Annotated in this window: 14 protein-coding genes and 1 pseudogene; 7 read left to right on the top strand and 8 right to left on the bottom strand. The window is 71.5% G+C overall.

Features of this window, described 5'->3' with window-relative positions:
- The 6 genes and pseudogenes from AB0I21_RS47180 to AB0I21_RS47155 form a co-directional block, all read right to left on the bottom strand.
- Positions 1-717: pseudogene (locus AB0I21_RS47180) on the bottom strand (hypothetical protein); the annotation flags it as partial.
- Entirely contained in the window at positions 714-2,117 is a 1,404-nt protein-coding gene (locus tag AB0I21_RS47175; RefSeq protein ID WP_360570986.1) for a replication-associated recombination protein A, read from the bottom strand. The gene AB0I21_RS47175 and the pseudogene AB0I21_RS47180, both read right to left, overlap by 4 nt.
- Positions 2,118-2,272: 155 nt before the next feature.
- Complete coding sequence (locus tag AB0I21_RS47170) at positions 2,273-3,049, bottom strand: sugar nucleotide-binding protein (protein WP_360570984.1); 777 nt, start codon at positions 3,047-3,049, stop codon at positions 2,273-2,275.
- 2 nt (positions 3,050-3,051) lie between these two features.
- A complete protein-coding gene (aspS, locus tag AB0I21_RS47165) occupies positions 3,052-4,881 on the bottom strand; it encodes an aspartate--tRNA ligase (RefSeq protein WP_360570952.1) in 1,830 nt (609 codons plus the stop codon).
- 45 nt (positions 4,882-4,926) lie between these two features.
- Positions 4,927-6,243 (bottom strand): histidine--tRNA ligase, encoded by a 1,317-nt coding sequence (hisS, locus tag AB0I21_RS47160; RefSeq protein ID WP_360570950.1) that lies wholly within the window; start codon positions 6,241-6,243, stop codon positions 4,927-4,929.
- Between the two features lie 6 nt (positions 6,244-6,249).
- Positions 6,250-6,924: an MBL fold metallo-hydrolase gene (locus AB0I21_RS47155; RefSeq protein ID WP_360570948.1), complete on the bottom strand. Its 675-nt coding sequence runs from the start codon at positions 6,922-6,924 to the stop codon at positions 6,250-6,252.
- Between the two features lie 166 nt (positions 6,925-7,090).
- On the opposite strand from AB0I21_RS47155, the gene AB0I21_RS47150 reads away from it, so the two are divergent.
- The 7 genes from AB0I21_RS47150 to AB0I21_RS47120 all read left to right on the top strand — a co-directional run bounded on the left by AB0I21_RS47150 (position 7,091) and on the right by AB0I21_RS47120 (position 12,816).
- Complete coding sequence (locus tag AB0I21_RS47150; RefSeq protein ID WP_360570946.1) at positions 7,091-7,990, top strand: peptidylprolyl isomerase; 900 nt, start codon at positions 7,091-7,093, stop codon at positions 7,988-7,990.
- A gap of 94 nt (positions 7,991-8,084) precedes the next feature.
- Positions 8,085-8,903 (top strand): peptidylprolyl isomerase, encoded by an 819-nt coding sequence (locus AB0I21_RS47145; protein WP_360570944.1) that lies wholly within the window; start codon positions 8,085-8,087, stop codon positions 8,901-8,903.
- 183 nt (positions 8,904-9,086) lie between these two features.
- Positions 9,087-9,317, top strand: a complete 231-nt coding sequence (locus tag AB0I21_RS47140; RefSeq protein ID WP_360570942.1) for a hypothetical protein — start codon at positions 9,087-9,089, stop codon at positions 9,315-9,317.
- A 98-nt stretch (positions 9,318-9,415) separates the two neighbouring features.
- Positions 9,416-9,964: a MauE/DoxX family redox-associated membrane protein gene (locus tag AB0I21_RS47135; protein ID WP_360570940.1), complete on the top strand. Its 549-nt coding sequence runs from the start codon at positions 9,416-9,418 to the stop codon at positions 9,962-9,964.
- A 13-nt stretch (positions 9,965-9,977) separates the two neighbouring features.
- Positions 9,978-10,532, top strand: a complete 555-nt coding sequence (locus tag AB0I21_RS47130; protein WP_360570938.1) for a hypothetical protein — start codon at positions 9,978-9,980, stop codon at positions 10,530-10,532.
- Positions 10,529-12,379: an ABC transporter ATP-binding protein gene (locus AB0I21_RS47125; RefSeq protein WP_360570936.1), complete on the top strand. Its 1,851-nt coding sequence runs from the start codon at positions 10,529-10,531 to the stop codon at positions 12,377-12,379. Before AB0I21_RS47130 ends, AB0I21_RS47125 begins: the two co-directional genes overlap by 4 nt.
- Complete coding sequence (locus AB0I21_RS47120; protein ID WP_360570934.1) at positions 12,376-12,816, top strand: S26 family signal peptidase; 441 nt, start codon at positions 12,376-12,378, stop codon at positions 12,814-12,816. The genes AB0I21_RS47125 and AB0I21_RS47120 overlap by 4 nt, the downstream gene beginning before the upstream one ends.
- A gap of 459 nt (positions 12,817-13,275) precedes the next feature.
- Here AB0I21_RS47120 and AB0I21_RS47115 read toward each other — a convergent pair whose 3' ends face one another.
- Together AB0I21_RS47115 and AB0I21_RS47110 are read right to left on the bottom strand one after the other, a co-directional pair.
- Positions 13,276-15,831: a bifunctional (p)ppGpp synthetase/guanosine-3',5'-bis(diphosphate) 3'-pyrophosphohydrolase gene (locus AB0I21_RS47115; protein ID WP_354900682.1), complete on the bottom strand. Its 2,556-nt coding sequence runs from the start codon at positions 15,829-15,831 to the stop codon at positions 13,276-13,278.
- Between the two features lie 123 nt (positions 15,832-15,954).
- Positions 15,955-16,494 carry an adenine phosphoribosyltransferase gene (locus AB0I21_RS47110; RefSeq protein ID WP_360570931.1) on the bottom strand — a complete coding sequence of 180 codons (540 nt, stop codon included), beginning with the start codon at positions 16,492-16,494 and terminating at the stop codon, positions 15,955-15,957.
- Positions 16,495-16,549: the final 55 nt, after the last annotated feature.

The following is a 16,549-nucleotide window of genomic DNA, read 5'->3' as shown; positions in this document are numbered from 1 at the left end:
CTGGGACGTGTCAGGCGCGGCGCGGCGACCCACCGGCTGGGACGTGTCAGGCGCGGCGCGGCGACCCACCGGCTGGGACGTGTCAGGCGCGGCGCGACGGCTGGACTGGGAGGTCTCGGGCTGCCACGCGGTCGTCGGCTCAGGCGCGGCGCGTCGCCCCGCCGCCGGCACGCCACCCGACGTCGGCTCAGGGGCGGCACGACGACCCGCCGCCGGCACGCCACCCGACGGCGACTCACGATCGGCCGCACCGCGACCAGCGGCCCGACGACCGGACTGGGAAGCCTCGGGCTGCCACGCCGCCGCCGGCTCAGGCGCCGCACGACGACCCGCCGCCGGTACACCACCCGACGGCGACTCACGCTCGACCTCGCCACGACCGGCGGCACGGGGGGCCTGCCACGCGGTCGTCGGCTCAGGCGCGGCACGACGACCCGCCGCCGGTACACCACCCGACGGCGACTCACGCTCGACCTCGCCACGACCGGCGGCGCGGGGGGGCTGCCACGCCTGGGTGGGCTCGGCGCGGCGGGGGGCCGGCTGGTCCAGCACGTCGTGCCCGCCGTCGCGGGGGGTCGCGGGCGGCTGCTGAAGGACGTCCTCGTCGCCTCGGGCGCTGCGGAGTTCGGCGAGCCAGCCGAGGTCCTCGTCGCTCGGGCCTTCTTCGGCCTTGCCGCGGCCGCGCCGCTTCTTGGCCTCATCTCGACCCGATGTCACCGGTGCCGCTCCTCCACCATGCTGGTCGCGCCGTCGGTTGCGGGGTCTGCTGCCGACACTGTGGTCCCCCGCACGATACGCCGCAGTTTCGGCAATCGTTCCGCCACAGCGCGCTCTGCGCCATGGCCCGTAGGGCGGTAGTACTCCCGGTCGTCGAGCCCTTCCGGGGCGTACTGTTGCTGCACAACGCCTCGGGAGTCGTCGTGGGGGTATTTGTACCCTTTGCCGTGGCCGAGCTTGGATGCACCGCTGTAGTGCGAATCGCGTAAATGCGCGGGAACTGCACCGCCGTGCCCGGCGCGGACGTCGGCCATGGCGGCGCCGATCGCGGCCACGACCGCGTTGGACTTCGGGGCGACCGACAGGTGGATCACCGCCTGCGCCAGGACGATCTGCGCCTCGGGCAGGCCGACGAACTGCACGGCGTGCGCGGCGGCGGTCGCGGTCTGCAGGGCGGTCGGGTCGGCCATGCCGACGTCCTCGCTGGCGTGCACGATCAGGCGCCGGGCGATGAACCGGGCGTCCTCCCCCGCCTCCAGCATCCTCGCCAGGTAGTGCAGGGCGGCGTCGACGTCGGAGCCGCGGATGCTCTTGATGAATGCGCTCACCACGTCGTAGTGCTCGTCGCCGTCCCGGTCGTACCGCAGCGCCGCCACGTCGATGGCCTGCTCGGCGGTGGCCAGGTCGATGACCTCGGCACCCTGTGCCGTCGTCGCGGCCGCGGCCGCCTCGAGCGCGGTGAGGGCCTTCCGCACGTCGCCGCCCGCCAGGCGTACCAGATGCGCCTCCGCGTCGGGAGCGAGCGTCACCTTGCCGTCGAGCCCCCGCGGGTCGGCCACGGCACGGCGCAGCAGCTCGCGCACGTCGTCCTCGGTCAGCGGATGCAGCTTCAGCGGCACGCAGCGCGACATGAGCGGCGTGATGACGGAGAAGAACGGGTTCTCGGTGGTGGCGGCGAGCAGCGTGACGGTGCGGTCCTCGACGGCCGCGAGGAGCGAGTCCTGCTGCGTCTTGCTGAAGCGGTGCACCTCGTCGATGAAGAGCACGGTCGGTGGCCCGCCCCGGCGGCGCTCCCGGCGTGCGACATCGATGACCGACCGCACGTCCTTGACGCCGGCGTTGAGCGCGGACAGCGCCACGAACTTGCGGTCGGTGGCCCGGGCGACCAGGTGCGCGACCGTGGTCTTGCCGCAGCCGGGCGGCCCGAACAGGATCACCGACATCGGCGCGTCGCCGCTGACCAGCTGCCGCAGCGGCGCGCCCGGCGCGAGCAGGTGCTGCTGGCCGACGAGCTCGTCGAGGGTCCGCGGGCGCATCCGCACGGCGAGGGGCGCGTCGGCGGCCACGTCGTCGAACCCGCCGGGGGGCGCGGGATCGCCGCCGCCGCCCGGTGGTTGCATCTCGAACAAGCCGTCCACGGCCCCAGACCCTACAGCTTCCAGCTCCCCGACCCTTGTGGGCCGCGGTTTTGTGGGGGGACTGCGCCTCCCCACACCCCCCATGCGAACGCTCCGCGTCCGCACTCGAACTTTGTGTGCGCTGCGAAAGACCTTGGTCAGACAGGCCGCGGAGTGAGACCGAGCAGCGCCCGGGCCGTCGAGGAGTCCAGCACGACCCTGGCCGGACGGGTCATTCCGCTCGCCGCGAGCGTCGCCGCGGGCACCTTCGCGGGGTCCACGCCGTGCCGTTCCGCGACGCGGACGCCGATCTCGTGCCGGGACAGCGCCTCGGGGCCGGCCACGTTGAGCACGCCGGCGTGATCCGTCGCGGCGACGGCCACCAGGGCCGCGGCCAGGTCGTCGACGGCGATCGGGCAGCGGATCTCGTCGGTGAACAGCGCCCCGGTCACGGCCCCGGTCGCCAGGTCGAGGCAGGTCTGCTCGTGCCGGGACAGCTTCCCGCGCCCGCCGGAGACGATCAGCGACGTGCGGACGATCGCCGCGCCCGGGTCGACGGCGGCGACGGCCTCCTCGGCGGCGGCCTTCGCGGCGCCGTAGTCGAAGACCGGCGACGGCGCGTCCGCCTCCGTGTACGGCGTGTCACGCCCCGCGAACACGGCGTCGGAGGAGACGTGCACGAGCCGGGCGCCGATCGAGCGGGCGGCGACCGCGACGTTGGCGGCGCCCGCCGCGACGACCGGCCAGAGGTCGCCGGCCGAGCCGCCCTTGTTGCCGAGGACCGTGGCGGTATGGATGACCGTCGCCGGTCGTACCACGGCGAACATCGCCGACAGTGCGCCCAGGTCCCTGATGTCGATCCGCGGCGCGGGGACGGCCCCGGCCAGGGCGGCGACGGCGCCTCCGAGATACCCGGAGGCGCCGGTCACGAGCACCGTCAAGCCTTGACCTCTGTCTTCGCCTCTGCCTTCGCCTCGGGGGCTCCGGCGGCCTTGGGCTTGGCGTCCACGCCGGCCTCCAACCGCTGCTGCGCGGTGATCGGGGTCGGCGCGCTGGTCAGCGGGTCGAAGCCGCCGCCGGTCTTCGGGAACGCGATCACCTCACGGATCGAGTCGGCACCGGACAGCAGCATGCAGATGCGGTCCCAGCCGAAGGCGATGCCGGCGTGCGGCGGCGGGCCGTACTTGAACGCCTCGAGCAGGAAGCCGAACTTGTCCGCGGCGTCCTCGGCGCTGATGCCCAGCATGTCGAAGACCCGGCGCTGCACGTCGCCCCGGTGGATACGGACCGACCCGCCGCCGATCTCGTTGCCGTTGCAGACGATGTCGTACGCGTAGGCGAGGGCCTCGCCCGGCGACTCCTCGAAGCGGTCGATCCACTCGCGGTTGGGCGAGGTGAACGGGTGGTGCACGGCCGTCCAGCCCTTCGCGCCGCCGCCGGTGCCGCCGGCCTCCGGGTCGGTCGGCTCGAACATGGGCGCGTCGACGATCCAGCAGAATGACCACGCCGACTCGTCGACGAGCTTCGCCCGCTTCGCGATCTCGACGCGGGCCGCGCCGAGCAGCTCCTGTGCCTGGCGCCGCTCGGCGGAGGCGGCGAAGAACACCGCGTCGCCGGGCTTGGCGCCGACGGCGTCGGCGAGGCCGGCCAGGTGCTCCGCGGACAGGTTCTTCGCGACGGGACCCTTCGGCTCGCCGGTCTCGGCGTCGAGGACGACGTAGGCGAGGCCGCGGGCGCCGCGCGCCTTCGCCCAGTCCTGCCAGGCGTCGAGCTCCTTGCGGGTCTGCGCGGCGCCGCCGGGCATGACGACCCCGCCGACGTAGCCGCCGCCGTCGATGGCGCCGGCGAAGACGCGGAACTCGGTGCCGCGCAGGTAGTCCGTCAGCTCGGTCAGCTCGACGGAGTAGCGCAGGTCGGGCTTGTCGGAGCCGTACCGCGCGAGGGCGTCGTGCCAGGTCAGTTTCGGGATCTCGCCGGTGATCTCGTGGCCGGCCAGGTCGGACCACAGCGCCCGGACGATCGACTCGCCGAGCTCGATGATGTCGTCCTGGGTCACGAACGACATCTCGATGTCCAGCTGGGTGAACTCCGGCTGCCGGTCGGCGCGGAAGCCCTCGTCGCGGTAGCAGCGGGCGATCTGGTAGTACCGCTCCAGGCCGCCGACCATGAGCAGCTGCTTGAACAGCTGCGGCGACTGGGGCAGTGCATACCAGGTGCCGGGCTGCAGGCGGACCGGGACCAGGAAGTCGCGGGCGCCCTCGGGCGTGGAGCGGGTCAGCGTCGGCGTCTCGACCTCGACGAAGTCGCGGTCGGCGAGCAGGTTGCGGGCGATCTGGTTGGCGCGGGAGCGCAGCTTCATCGCCTTGTGCGGGCCGGAGCGGCGCAGGTCGAGGTAGCGGTACCGGTAGCGCACGTCGTCGCTGGCGGCCTCGCCGTCGTCGATCGGCAGCGGCAGCGGCGCGGCCTCCGACAGCACCTCGAGGGCCGTCGCGACGACCTCGACGTCGCCCGTGGGCAGGTCGGCGTTCTCGTTGCCGGCGGGCCGGGCGCGCACCTCGCCGGTGACGAGCACGCAGTACTCGTTGCGCAGCGCGTGCGCGACCTCCATGTCCTCGCGGAACACGACCTGGACGACACCGGAGGCGTCCCGGAGATCCACGAAGATCACGCCGCCGTGGTCGCGCCGGCGGGCCACCCAGCCGGCGAGCGTCACGGTCGTGCCGGCGTCGCCGGCCCGCAGGGCGCCGGACTGATGGGATCGGATCACGGGATGTCTCTCTCCTTCGCGCATGGGCAGGTGGTAGTCATTCTGTCACCGCAGCGTCGGTGCCATGTCCGCGGCCGGGGGCGCCCAGGTTTGCGCTTCGGCCCCGGCCTGTTCGCCGGACCGGATGTCCTTGACCTGGTCCGGGTTCTCCCCGTTGGCGGGGAACCAGACGAAGGGGATGCCGCGCCGTTCGGCGTAGCGGATCTGCTTGCCGAGTTTCGCCGGTACGGGTGCCACCTCCGTCGCGATCCCGCGGGCGCGCAGCGAGGCGGCGATCCGGTTGCTGACGGCGCGCTCCTCCTCGCTCCACAGCGCGACGAGGACGGCGGTCGGCACGGGCCGCGTGACGCCGAGCGCGTCGGCCTTGAAGAGCAGGCCGAGCAGGCGCGAGACGCCGATGGAGATGCCGACGCCGGGAAAGACGTCGCGACCGGCGCTGGCGAGGTTGTCGTACCGCCCGCCGGAGCAGATCGAGCCGAACCGTTCGAACCCGGCGAGCTCCGTCTCGTACACGGTGCCGGTGTAGTAGTCGAGGCCGCGGGCGATCTTCAGCGTCGCCTCGACCAGGCCGGGGCTGTGCTCGCGGGCGGTCTCCACGACCGCGGTGAGCTCGGCGATGCCCTCGTCGAGCAGCGGGTGCTCGACGCCGAGCTTGCGCACGTCGTCGGCGAAGGACGCGTCCTGCGCGCTGATCCCGGCGAGGGCGAGGCACGCCTCGGCCTGCGCCTCGGTGGCCTTCTGCTGGATTTCGGCTTTCACCGCGTTTGGACCGATTTTGTCCAGTTTGTCGACTATTCTGAGAATTTCTTCGGGGTCCTCGAGTCCGAGGCCCCGGTAGAACCCCTCAGACAGCTTGCGGTTGTTCACCATGATCTTGACTGGCGGAATCGGCAACGACCGCAGCGCGTCGCCGATGACCAGCGGGATCTCGGCCTCGTAGTGGGAGGGCAGGGTGTCACGGTCGACGATGTCGATGTCCGCCTGCAGGAACTCGCGATAGCGGCCCTCCTGCGGCCGCTCCCCCCGCCACACCTTCTGGATCTGGTACCGGCGGAACGGGAACTGCAGCTTGCCCGCATTCTCAAGGACATACCGGGCAAACGGGACGGTCAGGTCGAAGTGCAGCCCGAGGCTCTGCTCGTCCTCGCCTTCGGCCGCCTGCAGGCGGCGCAGGGTGTAGACCTCCTTCGAGGTCTCGCCCTTGCGCAGCAGCTGGTCGAGGGGCTCGACGGCGCGCGTCTCCAGGGGCGAGAAGCCGTACAGCTCGAAGGTGCGCCGCAGCCGGTCCAGGACCTGCTGCTCGACGAGGCGCTGCTCGGGGAGCCACTCCGGAAACCCGGACAGCGGCGTGGGACGGGTCATCTGTCTCTACCAGCCTCGGTTGGGGTTCTGTGTCGTCGCCTCGCGAAGGTACGGGTTGCCCTTGCGCTCCCGGCCGATCGTGGTGCCGGGCCCGTGCCCGGGCAGGACGACGAGGTCGTCGGAGAGCGTGAGCACCTTGTCGCGCAGGCTCGCCATCATCTGCGTCATGCTGCCGCCGGGCAGGTCGGTGCGGCCGATGGAGCCCTTGAACAGCACGTCGCCGGTGAAGATCTCCTCGGCGCTGCGGAACATCACCGACCCGCGCGTGTGGCCCGGCGCGTGGTCGACGATCAGCTCCAGCCCGGCTATCTTGAGGACCAGGCCGTCCTCCAGGGGTGCGACGTCCTCGGGCTCCGTCCAGGTCAGTCGGCCGCCGAACAGCGCCGTCAGGTCGGTGCTGAGCCCCTTCGTCGGGTCGGCGAGCATCTCGCCGTCGTCCGGGTGGATGTAGGCCGTGATCCCGCGTGCGCCGCAGACCGGCGTGACGGAGAACGTGTGGTCCAGGTGGCCGTGGGTCAGCAGGACCGCGGCCGGCTGCAGCCGGTGCTCGGCGAGCACGGCGTCGAGCCGGTCGACGACCCCGATCCCGGGGTCGATGACCACGCACTGCTCACCTGGCGCCGGGGCGACCACGTAGCAGTTGGTCCCGAACGCTTCGGCGGGAAAGCCGGCGACGAGCACGGCGCTCCTCCCTGTCGATTTCCGCGCGACAACCCCTCAGACCCTATCCGGAGGTCAGGCACAGCGAACCGTGACCGGGCGGCGACCACCATTCCGGTTTCTACCCGTACACTCTGGCGGGCGTGTGACGTGGGACCCAAACGTATTTTCCTGGAGGGGAGCACAGGTGGCTTCCAGTAAGAGCCGGCAACGCGCCTTGGCGCGGGCGAAGACCGAGCGGCAGATCGCCCGTCGGGCGGCAGCGGCACGGCGTCGTCGGCAATGGCAGGCCGGCATCGGCGGGGCGGTGGCACTGACCCTGCTGGTCCTTGCCGTGATCTGGAAGACCGGAGGCTTCGACCCCGAACCGATCCGCGCTTCCGAGTGCGCCTGGACCCCGATCGACGCCGGCAACGGCGTGACCGACGTGGGCAAGCCGCGGACCAACGACATCGTCAAGAACGGCGTCAAGACGATGACGATCGCGCTCGGCCAGGGCACCGTGACCACCAAGCTCGACCCGAGCAAGGCGCCCTGCACCGTGGAGAGTTTCACGTACCTCGCGGGCAAGAAGTTCTTCGACAACACCACCTGCCACCGGATGCTCAACGACTCGCTGCTGCAGTGCGGCGACCCGTCGGCGACCGGCAGCGGCGGCCCCGCGTACCGCTTCCCGGACGAGAACAACCCGCCGCCGGCCCCCGCGCCGTCTGCTTCCGCGGCGGACCCGTCGGCCCCGGCGGACACCAACGTCCTGTACCCGGCCGGCACGGTCGCCATGGCCAACTCGGGCGTCGACACCAACGGCAGCCAGTTCTTCCTGGTGTTCAAGGACATCAAGCTGCCGCCGAACTACACCGTCTTCGGCACGATCGTCGGCGGCATGGACGTCCTCACCAAGATCGGCGAGGGCGGCTCCGAGCCGGCCAACGACGGCAAGCCGAAGACCGAGGCCAAGATCAGCTCACTGACGGTCACCGACGTCGCGCCGCAGGAGGACCCGACGCCCGCCACGTCGGTCCCCGCCTCGACGCCCGCGTCGTCCGCCCCCGCGACGCCGTCGGCCAGCGCTTCCAGCAAGTCGTAACTCCATCCCAATCCCTGCTGAGCAAGGAGTACCAACCGTGACCTCCAACCGGGACCGCCAGCGCGCCGCAGCGCGTGCGCGGCTGGAGCGGGAGATGGCAGACCGCGCAGAGCGCTCAGCCGGCCGACGGCGCAGGAACACGACGATCGCCGCTGCGGCCGGCGGGTTGGTGGTCCTGCTCGGTGTGGCGTGGCTGGTGGTCGTGCTGACCAAGGGCGACGACAAGGCGAGCCCCGAGGCGGCCGCCTCGGGGTCCGCCTCGGCGACCCCGACCAGCTGCACCTGGCTGCCCCTGGTCGACCCGTCGGCGTCGCCCGCGCCCGAGATCCCCAAGGAGGTCAAGGACGTGGGCACCCCGCCCACCTCCGGCGAGCCGCGCACCGGTTCGCAGACCATGACCATGGACACCAGCGTCGGCACGATCAAGATCAAGGTCGACACCGCCAACGCTCCGTGCGCGGCCGCCAGCTTCACGTACCTGGCCAGCAAGAAGTTCTTCGACGACACCAAGTGCCACCGTCTGGTGACGCAGAGCATCTACGTCCTGCAGTGCGGCGACCCGTCCGGCACCAGCCTCGGCGGCCCGACGTACCGCTACGCGGAGGAGAACCTGCCGACCGGCCGCCGCCCCGCGTACACCGAGGGCATGGTCGCCATCGCGAAGACCGAGAACCCGTCCAGCTCCGGCAGCCAGTTCTTCATCGTTTACAAGGACATCGAGTCCCTGCAGGCGAACTACACGGTGCTCGGCCGCGTCACCGAGGGCCTCGACCTGATCAAGAAGGTCGCCGAGGCCGGCACCCTACCCGACCCCGCCGCCTCCGGCGACCCCGCCGCAGCCGCCTCCGGCGACGGCGCCCCAAAGACCGAGGTGAAGATCAAGGCGCTGACGATGAGCCCGGCAACCCCCTGATCCCACTCGAGGCACACCATCGTGCGCGGCCCGGCGACAGCCGGGCCGCGCATTTTTTGCCCCTGCGGCGCAGTGAATACTTCGCCATTCGCCAATGCCTTGGCTCACTGATGCGGGATGGTTACAGTTCATCGACGGTGATCAGCGTCTAAGTCCTATTCACCGCGCATCACGGGAGGCCAAATGACGAGAGTACTGGCGCGCGTCGGCGACAAGATGTTGGGATCGCTGCTGCGCAAAGAAGAGGCCGGCGCCTGCATCGACTGCGCCGGTCCGTGCGCCAACTTCAACGGATACGCCTGCCGCAGCGGCGTGTGGAGCACTGTGACGTGCGTGCAGTACTACACCTGCGACTGCGGCTGCCAGGTCAACTGGAGCCGCTGCACCTACGGGCCGAAGATCGGCACCTGCTGATCGCAGCACTCCCCGGCCGATAGCCGGGGAAATTACCAGGGAGCGGCCGGGCCGAGTTTCGACCCAGTCCGGCCGCGTTCTCGGACAGGTGCATTCTTTTGACCTACTCATATTTTCTGGGCCGCGCATTATTGGCATTTGTCATGGCGCTGGCCGTTGCCGGAAAAATCACCGACGGCGATTATCGAAAGGCATTCCGGAATTCGCTGGAGGCATTCACCTGGGTGCCGCGCGCGCTGCGCCCCGCGCTGCCGGCCGGCGTGCTGGCGGCCGAGGCCGCGCTCGCCGTCCTGCTCGTCCTGCCGCAGACCGCGCAGCCGGGACTGGTGCTGTGCGCGCTGTTCCTCGTCGTCGTGACGGCCGCGCTGGCCGCCGCCCGCGCGGGCGGCAAGGATGTGCGCTGCGCGTGCTTCGGCGCCGATGACCGGCCGGTCGAGGCCTGGCACTTCACGCGCAACGGGCTGCTGGTGCTCGTCGCGGCCGGCACCTTCCTCGCCCACGATCCGGCACCGGCCACTCCCGTTCCCGCGATGGCCGCCGGGCTCGTGATCAGCGCCGGCCTGCTGTGCGCGGTCGCCCTGACGCACTGGCGGGAGCTCGCCTACCTGTTCGGGACGGCGCGGTCCGGCGCCACCGACCGAGGCTGACTGGAGTCACACCGTGACCTGGATCCTGACCGTCGTCGCGATCACGGCGTTCGTCATCTCCGTGCTCAACCTGACCCTGACCTTCGCGATCGTCCGCCGCATGCGGGACAGCCCGGGCACCTCGGCCGGAGCGGGGCACGGTCACCAGCGCGACGACCACGCGGTCTCGCTGGTGGCCGTGGGCTCCCCGATCGGCCCGTTCCGGGCCACCACTCCAGACGGTGTGGTGGTCACGACCGAGCACGTGGCCGCGGACAGCGTGGTGGCGTTCGTCTCGGCGAACTGCGAGACGTGCAAACAGGTCCTGGAGCAACTGGAGCACCGGCAGCACGACCTCGGCACGCTGGTGGTCTTCGTGTTCGGTGTCGAGGCCGACGTCGACGCGGTCGCCGCCCGGCTCCCCGCAGCCCGGGTCGCCATGGCCTCCATCGGCGGCGACGTGGCCGCCGCGTTCGGCGGCATCGACAGCTACCCGCGCGTCATCCGTGTCACCGGCGGCGTCATCGCGCGGGGCGGCATCGCGCTGGAGCACCTGGACAAGGACTACCAGTTCGCCCAGTCGGCATGACGGTGCAGTTCTTCGCGGCCGGCCCGCCACCCGCCGCCGACCATCGGGGCAGGTGGCGGGCCGCGGGCGCGGCCCTGCTGCTCGGACTGCGCGCCGCGCCCGGCGGCTACGCCCTGCTGGTCACCCTCGCCGTGGCCGGCGGTGCGGCGGCCCCCGTCGCGGCGTGGCTGAGCAAGGTGTTCATCGACCGGCTGGCCGCCGGCGGGACGAGCACCGCCGCCGTGCTGTGGCCGGCGATCGGCGCCGCGCTGTGCACCACCGCCATCGCTGTGCTCAGCCAGGCCGGCATGTACGTCAACGCGCTGGTCCGGCGCCGGGTCACGATCGCGGTGCAGGACCGGCTGGCACGGCGGCTCGACGAGCTCGTGGGGCTGCGGTACTTCGAGGACCCCGGCCACCACGACCGCCTCCGCCTTGCCGGCCAGGCCGCCGACAGCGCGCCCCACGACGTCGCTGCGTTCGCCCTCGACACGGCCCGCCAGGGCGCCGCGCTCACCGGCTTCGTCGCCGCGATGCTCGGCGTCTGGCCGCCGATGGCGCTCATCCTGGTGGTCACGGCCGTGCCCGCCTACCTGGCGCAGCGCCGGCTGGTGCGCCAGCAGGTCGCCGTCGCCGAGGCGGTGTCGCCGCTGCAACGGCTGCAGTTCTACTACCGGTCGCTGATGACCGAGGCGCAGCCGGCCAAGGAACTGCGGATCTTCGGCCTCGGCGACTTCTTCCGCCAGCGCATGGTGGCGGCGCTGACCAGGAGCACCGGCACCGAACAGGCCGTCCAACGCCGCGCCACCCTGCTGCAGAGCGGCCTGACGCTGCTCAACGGCCTGGTCAGCTGCGTCGGCGTGGCGGTGGTCGTGGTGCAGGCGGTGCACGGCACGCTCACCGTGGGCGACGTCAGCCTGTTCATCGCGGCCGTCGCGGCGCTGCAGGGTGCCTTCGGCACCGTCATCGTGCAGTTCGGCCGGGTCGAGGAGGCTGCGCTGCTGCTGCGGCACTACCACGACTTCATGGCCGGCCCGGCCGACCTGCCGGACGGCGCCGCCACCGCCGCCCCGCTGCGCGACCGCATCGAGCTGCGCGACGTCTGGTTCCGCTACGGCGAGGACGGCCCATGGGTGCTGCGCGGCGTCGACCTCACGATCCCGGCCGGCGGCTCGCTCGGATTGGTCGGGCTCAACGGCGCCGGCAAGAGCACGCTGGCCAAGCTGCTGTGCCGGCTCTACGATCCGACCCGGGGCACGATCACCTGGGACGGCGTGGACCTGCGCGACCTGCGGGTCGCCGATCTGCGGCGCCGGATCTCGGCCGTCTTCCAGGACTTCACCACCTACGACCTGACCGCCGCGGAGAACATCGGCGTCGGCGACCTCGCCAGGCTCGGCGACCGGGCCGCCGTCGAGCGCGCCGCGGCACAGGCCGGTGTCGCCGCCCCGATCGAGCGGCTGCCCCACGGCTACGGCACGATGATCAGCTTCGACTTCTTCGGCGCCTCGGATGAGGCCGGCACGATGCTCTCCGGTGGCCAGCTCCAGCGCCTGGCGATCGCCCGCGCGATCCTGCGCGAGGACGCCGGGCTGCTGATCCTCGACGAGCCGAGCTCCGGACTCGACCCCGATGCCGAGGACGCCGTGCACCGTACGTTGCGGCAGCTGCGGGCCGGCCGGAGCACGCTGCTCGTCTCGCACCGGCTCGGCGCGATCCGCGACGCCGATCAGATCGTGGTGCTCGACGGTGGCCGGATCGCCGAACACGGCACCCACGACGAGCTCATGTCGGCGGGCGGCGCCTACGCCCGGCTGTTCAGCCTGCAGGCCGGGCGCTACCAGGACGAGCGGGTGGCATCGGGATGACGGCCGTGCTCGGCGCGGCGGCGGCCGTCGCGATGGTCATCGCTGTGGTGGCGATCCTCGGCCGCGTCCGCAACAGGCTGCTCCTGGTGACGGTGACCGGCGACAGCATGGCGCCGGACCTCAACAAGGGCGACGTCGTGCTGGTCCGCCGCTCGCGCCGGTGCCGGCCGGGTGACATCGCGCTGCTCCGGCTCAAGGCGGATGGCGTTGCGATGGTCAAGCGGGTCGTCGCGGTGGCCGGCGACCCGGTGCCGGGTGACATGCGCGTAGCGGTCCCGCAGCCCGTCGTGCCCGCCGACGCGGTGCTCGTGCTCGGCACCAGGCCGGACAGCATGGACTCGCGCCGCCTCGGCCCGATCCCCGTCGAGCGGGTTGTCGGTGTCGTGGTCCGCACCATGCGGCGGCAGAGCACCCGGGCGCCCGACGTGACCCGGTAAGCGTCGTGGAGCAGTGGACGGCGGCCAGCAGGTGGTTGAATCCGCACCCGCCGCCGTTTGTTCAGAACCAGCGCGACACACGCACGTCGCAGACGCCCTCCCCCGCTGTCGTGGTCCCCACGGGACGATCGGGCCGCGGCCTTCTGTGATCGAAGTCGTCCAGTGGTCGCCCGGGCGGCCAATGCTGTCCTTCGATCATGAAGGTGGCGCGGTCGTCGTCGGGTCGGCGTTTCCATACAGCCGCCTGCTTCGCAATCCGGTACATATCGCCGGGTGGGCTCGGCTGGCCGTCGGTGGGTGCGCGTCTGAGGCACCCCGGAATGGGTTCGGGGGACGTCAGCGCGCGGTCAGAAGGCGGAGCGGCTTGCCGGGGTCGGGGCGGCCGTGCGGCGCAGGGCAGGCAGGACCCGCGCGCGGGGCGTATGACCGTGCGCGGGAGGAACGGAGTGCCCGGAAGAGTTAAGCGCCCGATGTGACCCGGTAGGCGTCGTAGACACCGTCGATGCGGCGGACGGCGGCCAGCAGGTGGTTGAGGTGCTTCGGGTCGGCCATCTCGAAGCTGAACCTGCTGATCGCCACCCTGTCGCGGGTGGTGGTGACGGTGGCGGAGAGGATGTTGACGCGCTCCTCGGAGAGGACGCGGGTGACGTCGGCGAGGAGCTTGTGGCGGTCCAAAGCCTCGACCTGGATGGCGACCAGGAAGGTGGAGGCGCTGGTCGGCTTCCAGTTGACCTCGAGGACGCGCTCGGGCTGCTCCTTGAGGTCGGCCGCGTTGGCGCAGTCGTCGCGGTGGACGCTGACGCCGCCGGAGCGGGTGACGAAGCCGAAGACGGCGTCGCCGGGGACCGGGGTGCAGCAGCGGGCGAGCTTGATCCAGACGTCGTCGACGCCCAGGACCTCGACGCCGGGGTCGGAGGCGGCGGTGCGGGTGCGGGCGGGGCGGGTCGGGGTGGCGGTCTCCGCGATGTCCTCGACGGCGCCCTCCTCGCCACCGTAGCCGGCGACGAGGCGCTGGACGATCGACTGGGCCGAGGCCTGGCCGTCGCCGACGGCGGCGTAGAGGGCGGCGACGTCGGCGAGGTGCAGCTCGCGGGCGATCGTCATGAGCGATTCGGAGGTCAGGAGGCGCTGCAGGGGCAGCCCCTGCTTGCGCATGGCCTTGACGATCGCCTCCTTGCCGGCCTCGATCGCCTCCTCGCGGCGCTCCTTGTTGAAGTACTGCCGGATCTTGGTGCGGGCCCGGGGGCTCTTGACGAAGCCGAGCCAGTCCTGGGTGGGGCCGGCGGTCTCGGACTTCGACGTGAAGATCTCGATGACGTCGCCGTTGGAGAGGGTGCTCTCCAACGGGACGAGCTTGCCGTTGACCCGGGCGCCGATGCACTTGTGGCCGACCTCGGTGTGCACGGCGTAGGCGAAGTCGACCGGGGTGGAGCCGGCGGTCAGCGCGATCACGTCGCCCTTGGGCGTGAAGACGTAGACCTCCTGGCTGGAGAGGTCGAAGCGCAGCGCGTCGAGGAACTCCGACGGGTCGCTCGCCTCCCGCTGCCAGTCCAGCAGCTGCCGCAGCCACGTCATCTCGTCGATGTGGGCGGGCGGGCCGGCGATCGTCGCGCTCTTGGACTCCTTGTAGCGCCAGTGCGCGGCGATGCCGTACTCGGCGGTGCGGTGCATCGCGTAGCTGCGGATCTGCAGCTCCACCGGCTTGCCGGTGGGGCCGATCACGGTCGTGTGCAGCGACTGGTACATGTTGAACTTCGGCATCGCGATGTAGTCCTTGAACCGGCCCGGGACGGGCTGCCAGTTCGCGTGGATGACACCGAGGGCCGCATAGCAGTCCCGGACCGTGTCGACGAGGATGCGCACGCCGACGAGGTCGTAGATGTCGCCGAAGTCGCGGCCGCGGACGATCATCTTCTGGTAGACGGAGTACAGGTGCTTCGGCCGGCCGGTGACCTCGGACTTGATCTTCGCCTGCTTGAGGTCGGCGGCGACCTTCTGCGTGACCGTGCGCAGCAGCGAATCGCGCTGCGGGGTGTGCTCGGCGATGAGCCGGCTGATCTCGTCGAACCGCTTCGGGAAGAGCGTGCGGAACGCGAGGTCCTCCAGCTCCCACTTGATCGTGTTCATGCCGAGGCGGTGCGCGAGCGGCGCCAGGATCTCCAGGGTCTCCTTGGCCTTCTGCTCCTGCTTGGGGCGGGGCAGGAAGGTCAGGGTGCGCATGTTGTGCAGCCGGTCGGCGAGCTTGATGACCAGCACCCGCGGGTCCTTGGCCATGGCGACGACCATCTTGCGGATCGTCTCGGCCTTGGCCGCGTCGCCGAGCTTGACCTTGTCGAGCTTGGTGACGCCGTCGACGAGCAGCGTGACCTCGCCGCCGAAGTCGTGCTGGATGCGCTCGATCGTGTACTCGGTGTCCTCGATCGTGTCGTGCAGCAGCGCCGCGACCAGGGTGGTGGTGTCCATGCCCAGGTCGGCGAGGATCGTGGCGACGGCGAGCGGGTGGGTGATGTAGGGGTCGCCGGACTTGCGGTACTGCCCCTTGTGGAAGTGCTCGGCCATGTCATACGCGCGCTGCAGCAGCCGCACGTCGGCCTTCGGGTGGCTGGCCTTGTGCTGGGCGATCAGCGGCTCGAGCACCTCGCTGACCGACGGGCTCTGCCACGGCGCGTTGAACCGGGCGAGCCGCGCGCGGACCCGCCGGCCGGTCGGCGCGGCGCCGACCAGGCCCAGGGCCGCGCCCGTCATCGAGCCGGCCGCCTCGGTCAGGTCCTCGGTGTCCTCGCCCGGCGGGTCGTCCGCCACCCGGCGCACCGGCGGCCCGCCGGCGGGCGCCGGGGGCTGCGGACCGGTGTAGCCCGGGTCGGTCGAGCGCCGGTTGTGCACGACGGCGCCGTCGGGGGTCGGGAACTGCAGCACCACACCGCCGGCCTCGGCCGTCTCGGGCTCGGTGCCCTGCGGTGCGTGTTGCTGATCGTCTGGCACGTGGACCGCCTCCGGTGTCGACGCAGCGCCCATCCGCTTGACCGTACCCCCCTTCGGGGATGCGATGTCGCCGGTCACCGGCCACTCCTCATCGCCGTCAACGTATGGACCGCAAGCGTACCCGCACCCACCGACATTCCCAGGCCAGAAATAGGGTCAGGACACGGTCAGCAGGGCATGAACCGGACGCGGCGCGATCCGGGACCGCCCGTCGAGGAACGCGAGCTCCAGCAGCACGCTGAAGCCGCTGATGGTCCCGCCGGCGCGTTCGACGAGGCTGAGGGTGGCGGCGGCCGTACCGCCGGTCGCCAGCACGTCGTCGACCACCAGGACGCGCTCACCGGCGACGAAGGCGTCCTCGTGGACCTCGAGGGTCGCCTCGCCGTACTCGAGGGCGTAGCTGGCCGAGACGGTGGCGCGGGGCAGCTTGCCGGCCTTGCGCACCGGCACGACGCCCTTGCCCGTGGCGTACGCGATGGCCGCGGCGATCACGAAGCCCCGCGCCTCGATCCCGGCCACCACGTCGAAGCTGTCCGAGCCGTGCTCGGCGATGATCGCGTCGATGACGGCGGCGAACGCCGGGCCGTCGGAGAAGAGCGGCATCAGGTCCTTGAACAGGATGCCGGGCTTGGGAAAGTCGGGCACGTCGACGACCTTGCTCGCGACCAGCTCCGAGATCTCCAACTTGAGGTACACCTCCGGTAACAGCGGAACGGGCGCCGCTGCGAAGCGACGCCCGTGCCGGTGATCA

It is taken from the genome of Dactylosporangium sp. NPDC050588, from assembly GCF_040654975.1.
Classification (GTDB): domain Bacteria; phylum Actinomycetota; class Actinomycetes; order Mycobacteriales; family Micromonosporaceae; genus Dactylosporangium; species Dactylosporangium maewongense.
Note: the sequence above shows the minus strand (reverse complement) of the source record. Positions and strands in the feature narration are given on the sequence as shown.

Coding starts and splice junctions, on each gene's coding strand:
- AB0I21_RS47175 (WP_360570986.1), bottom strand. CDS start 2,117: ATGCAACCACCGGGCGGCGGCGGCGATCCCGCGCCCCCCGGCGGGTTC.
- hisS (WP_360570950.1), bottom strand. CDS start 6,243: ATGACCCGTCCCACGCCGCTGTCCGGGTTTCCGGAGTGGCTCCCCGAG.
- AB0I21_RS47145 (WP_360570944.1), top strand. CDS start 8,085: ATGGCAGACCGCGCAGAGCGCTCAGCCGGCCGACGGCGCAGGAACACG.
- AB0I21_RS47140 (WP_360570942.1), top strand. CDS start 9,087: ATGACGAGAGTACTGGCGCGCGTCGGCGACAAGATGTTGGGATCGCTG.
- AB0I21_RS47125 (WP_360570936.1), top strand. CDS start 10,529: ATGACGGTGCAGTTCTTCGCGGCCGGCCCGCCACCCGCCGCCGACCAT.
- AB0I21_RS47120 (WP_360570934.1), top strand. CDS start 12,376: ATGACGGCCGTGCTCGGCGCGGCGGCGGCCGTCGCGATGGTCATCGCT.
- AB0I21_RS47115 (WP_354900682.1), bottom strand. CDS start 15,831: ATGGGCGCTGCGTCGACACCGGAGGCGGTCCACGTGCCAGACGATCAG.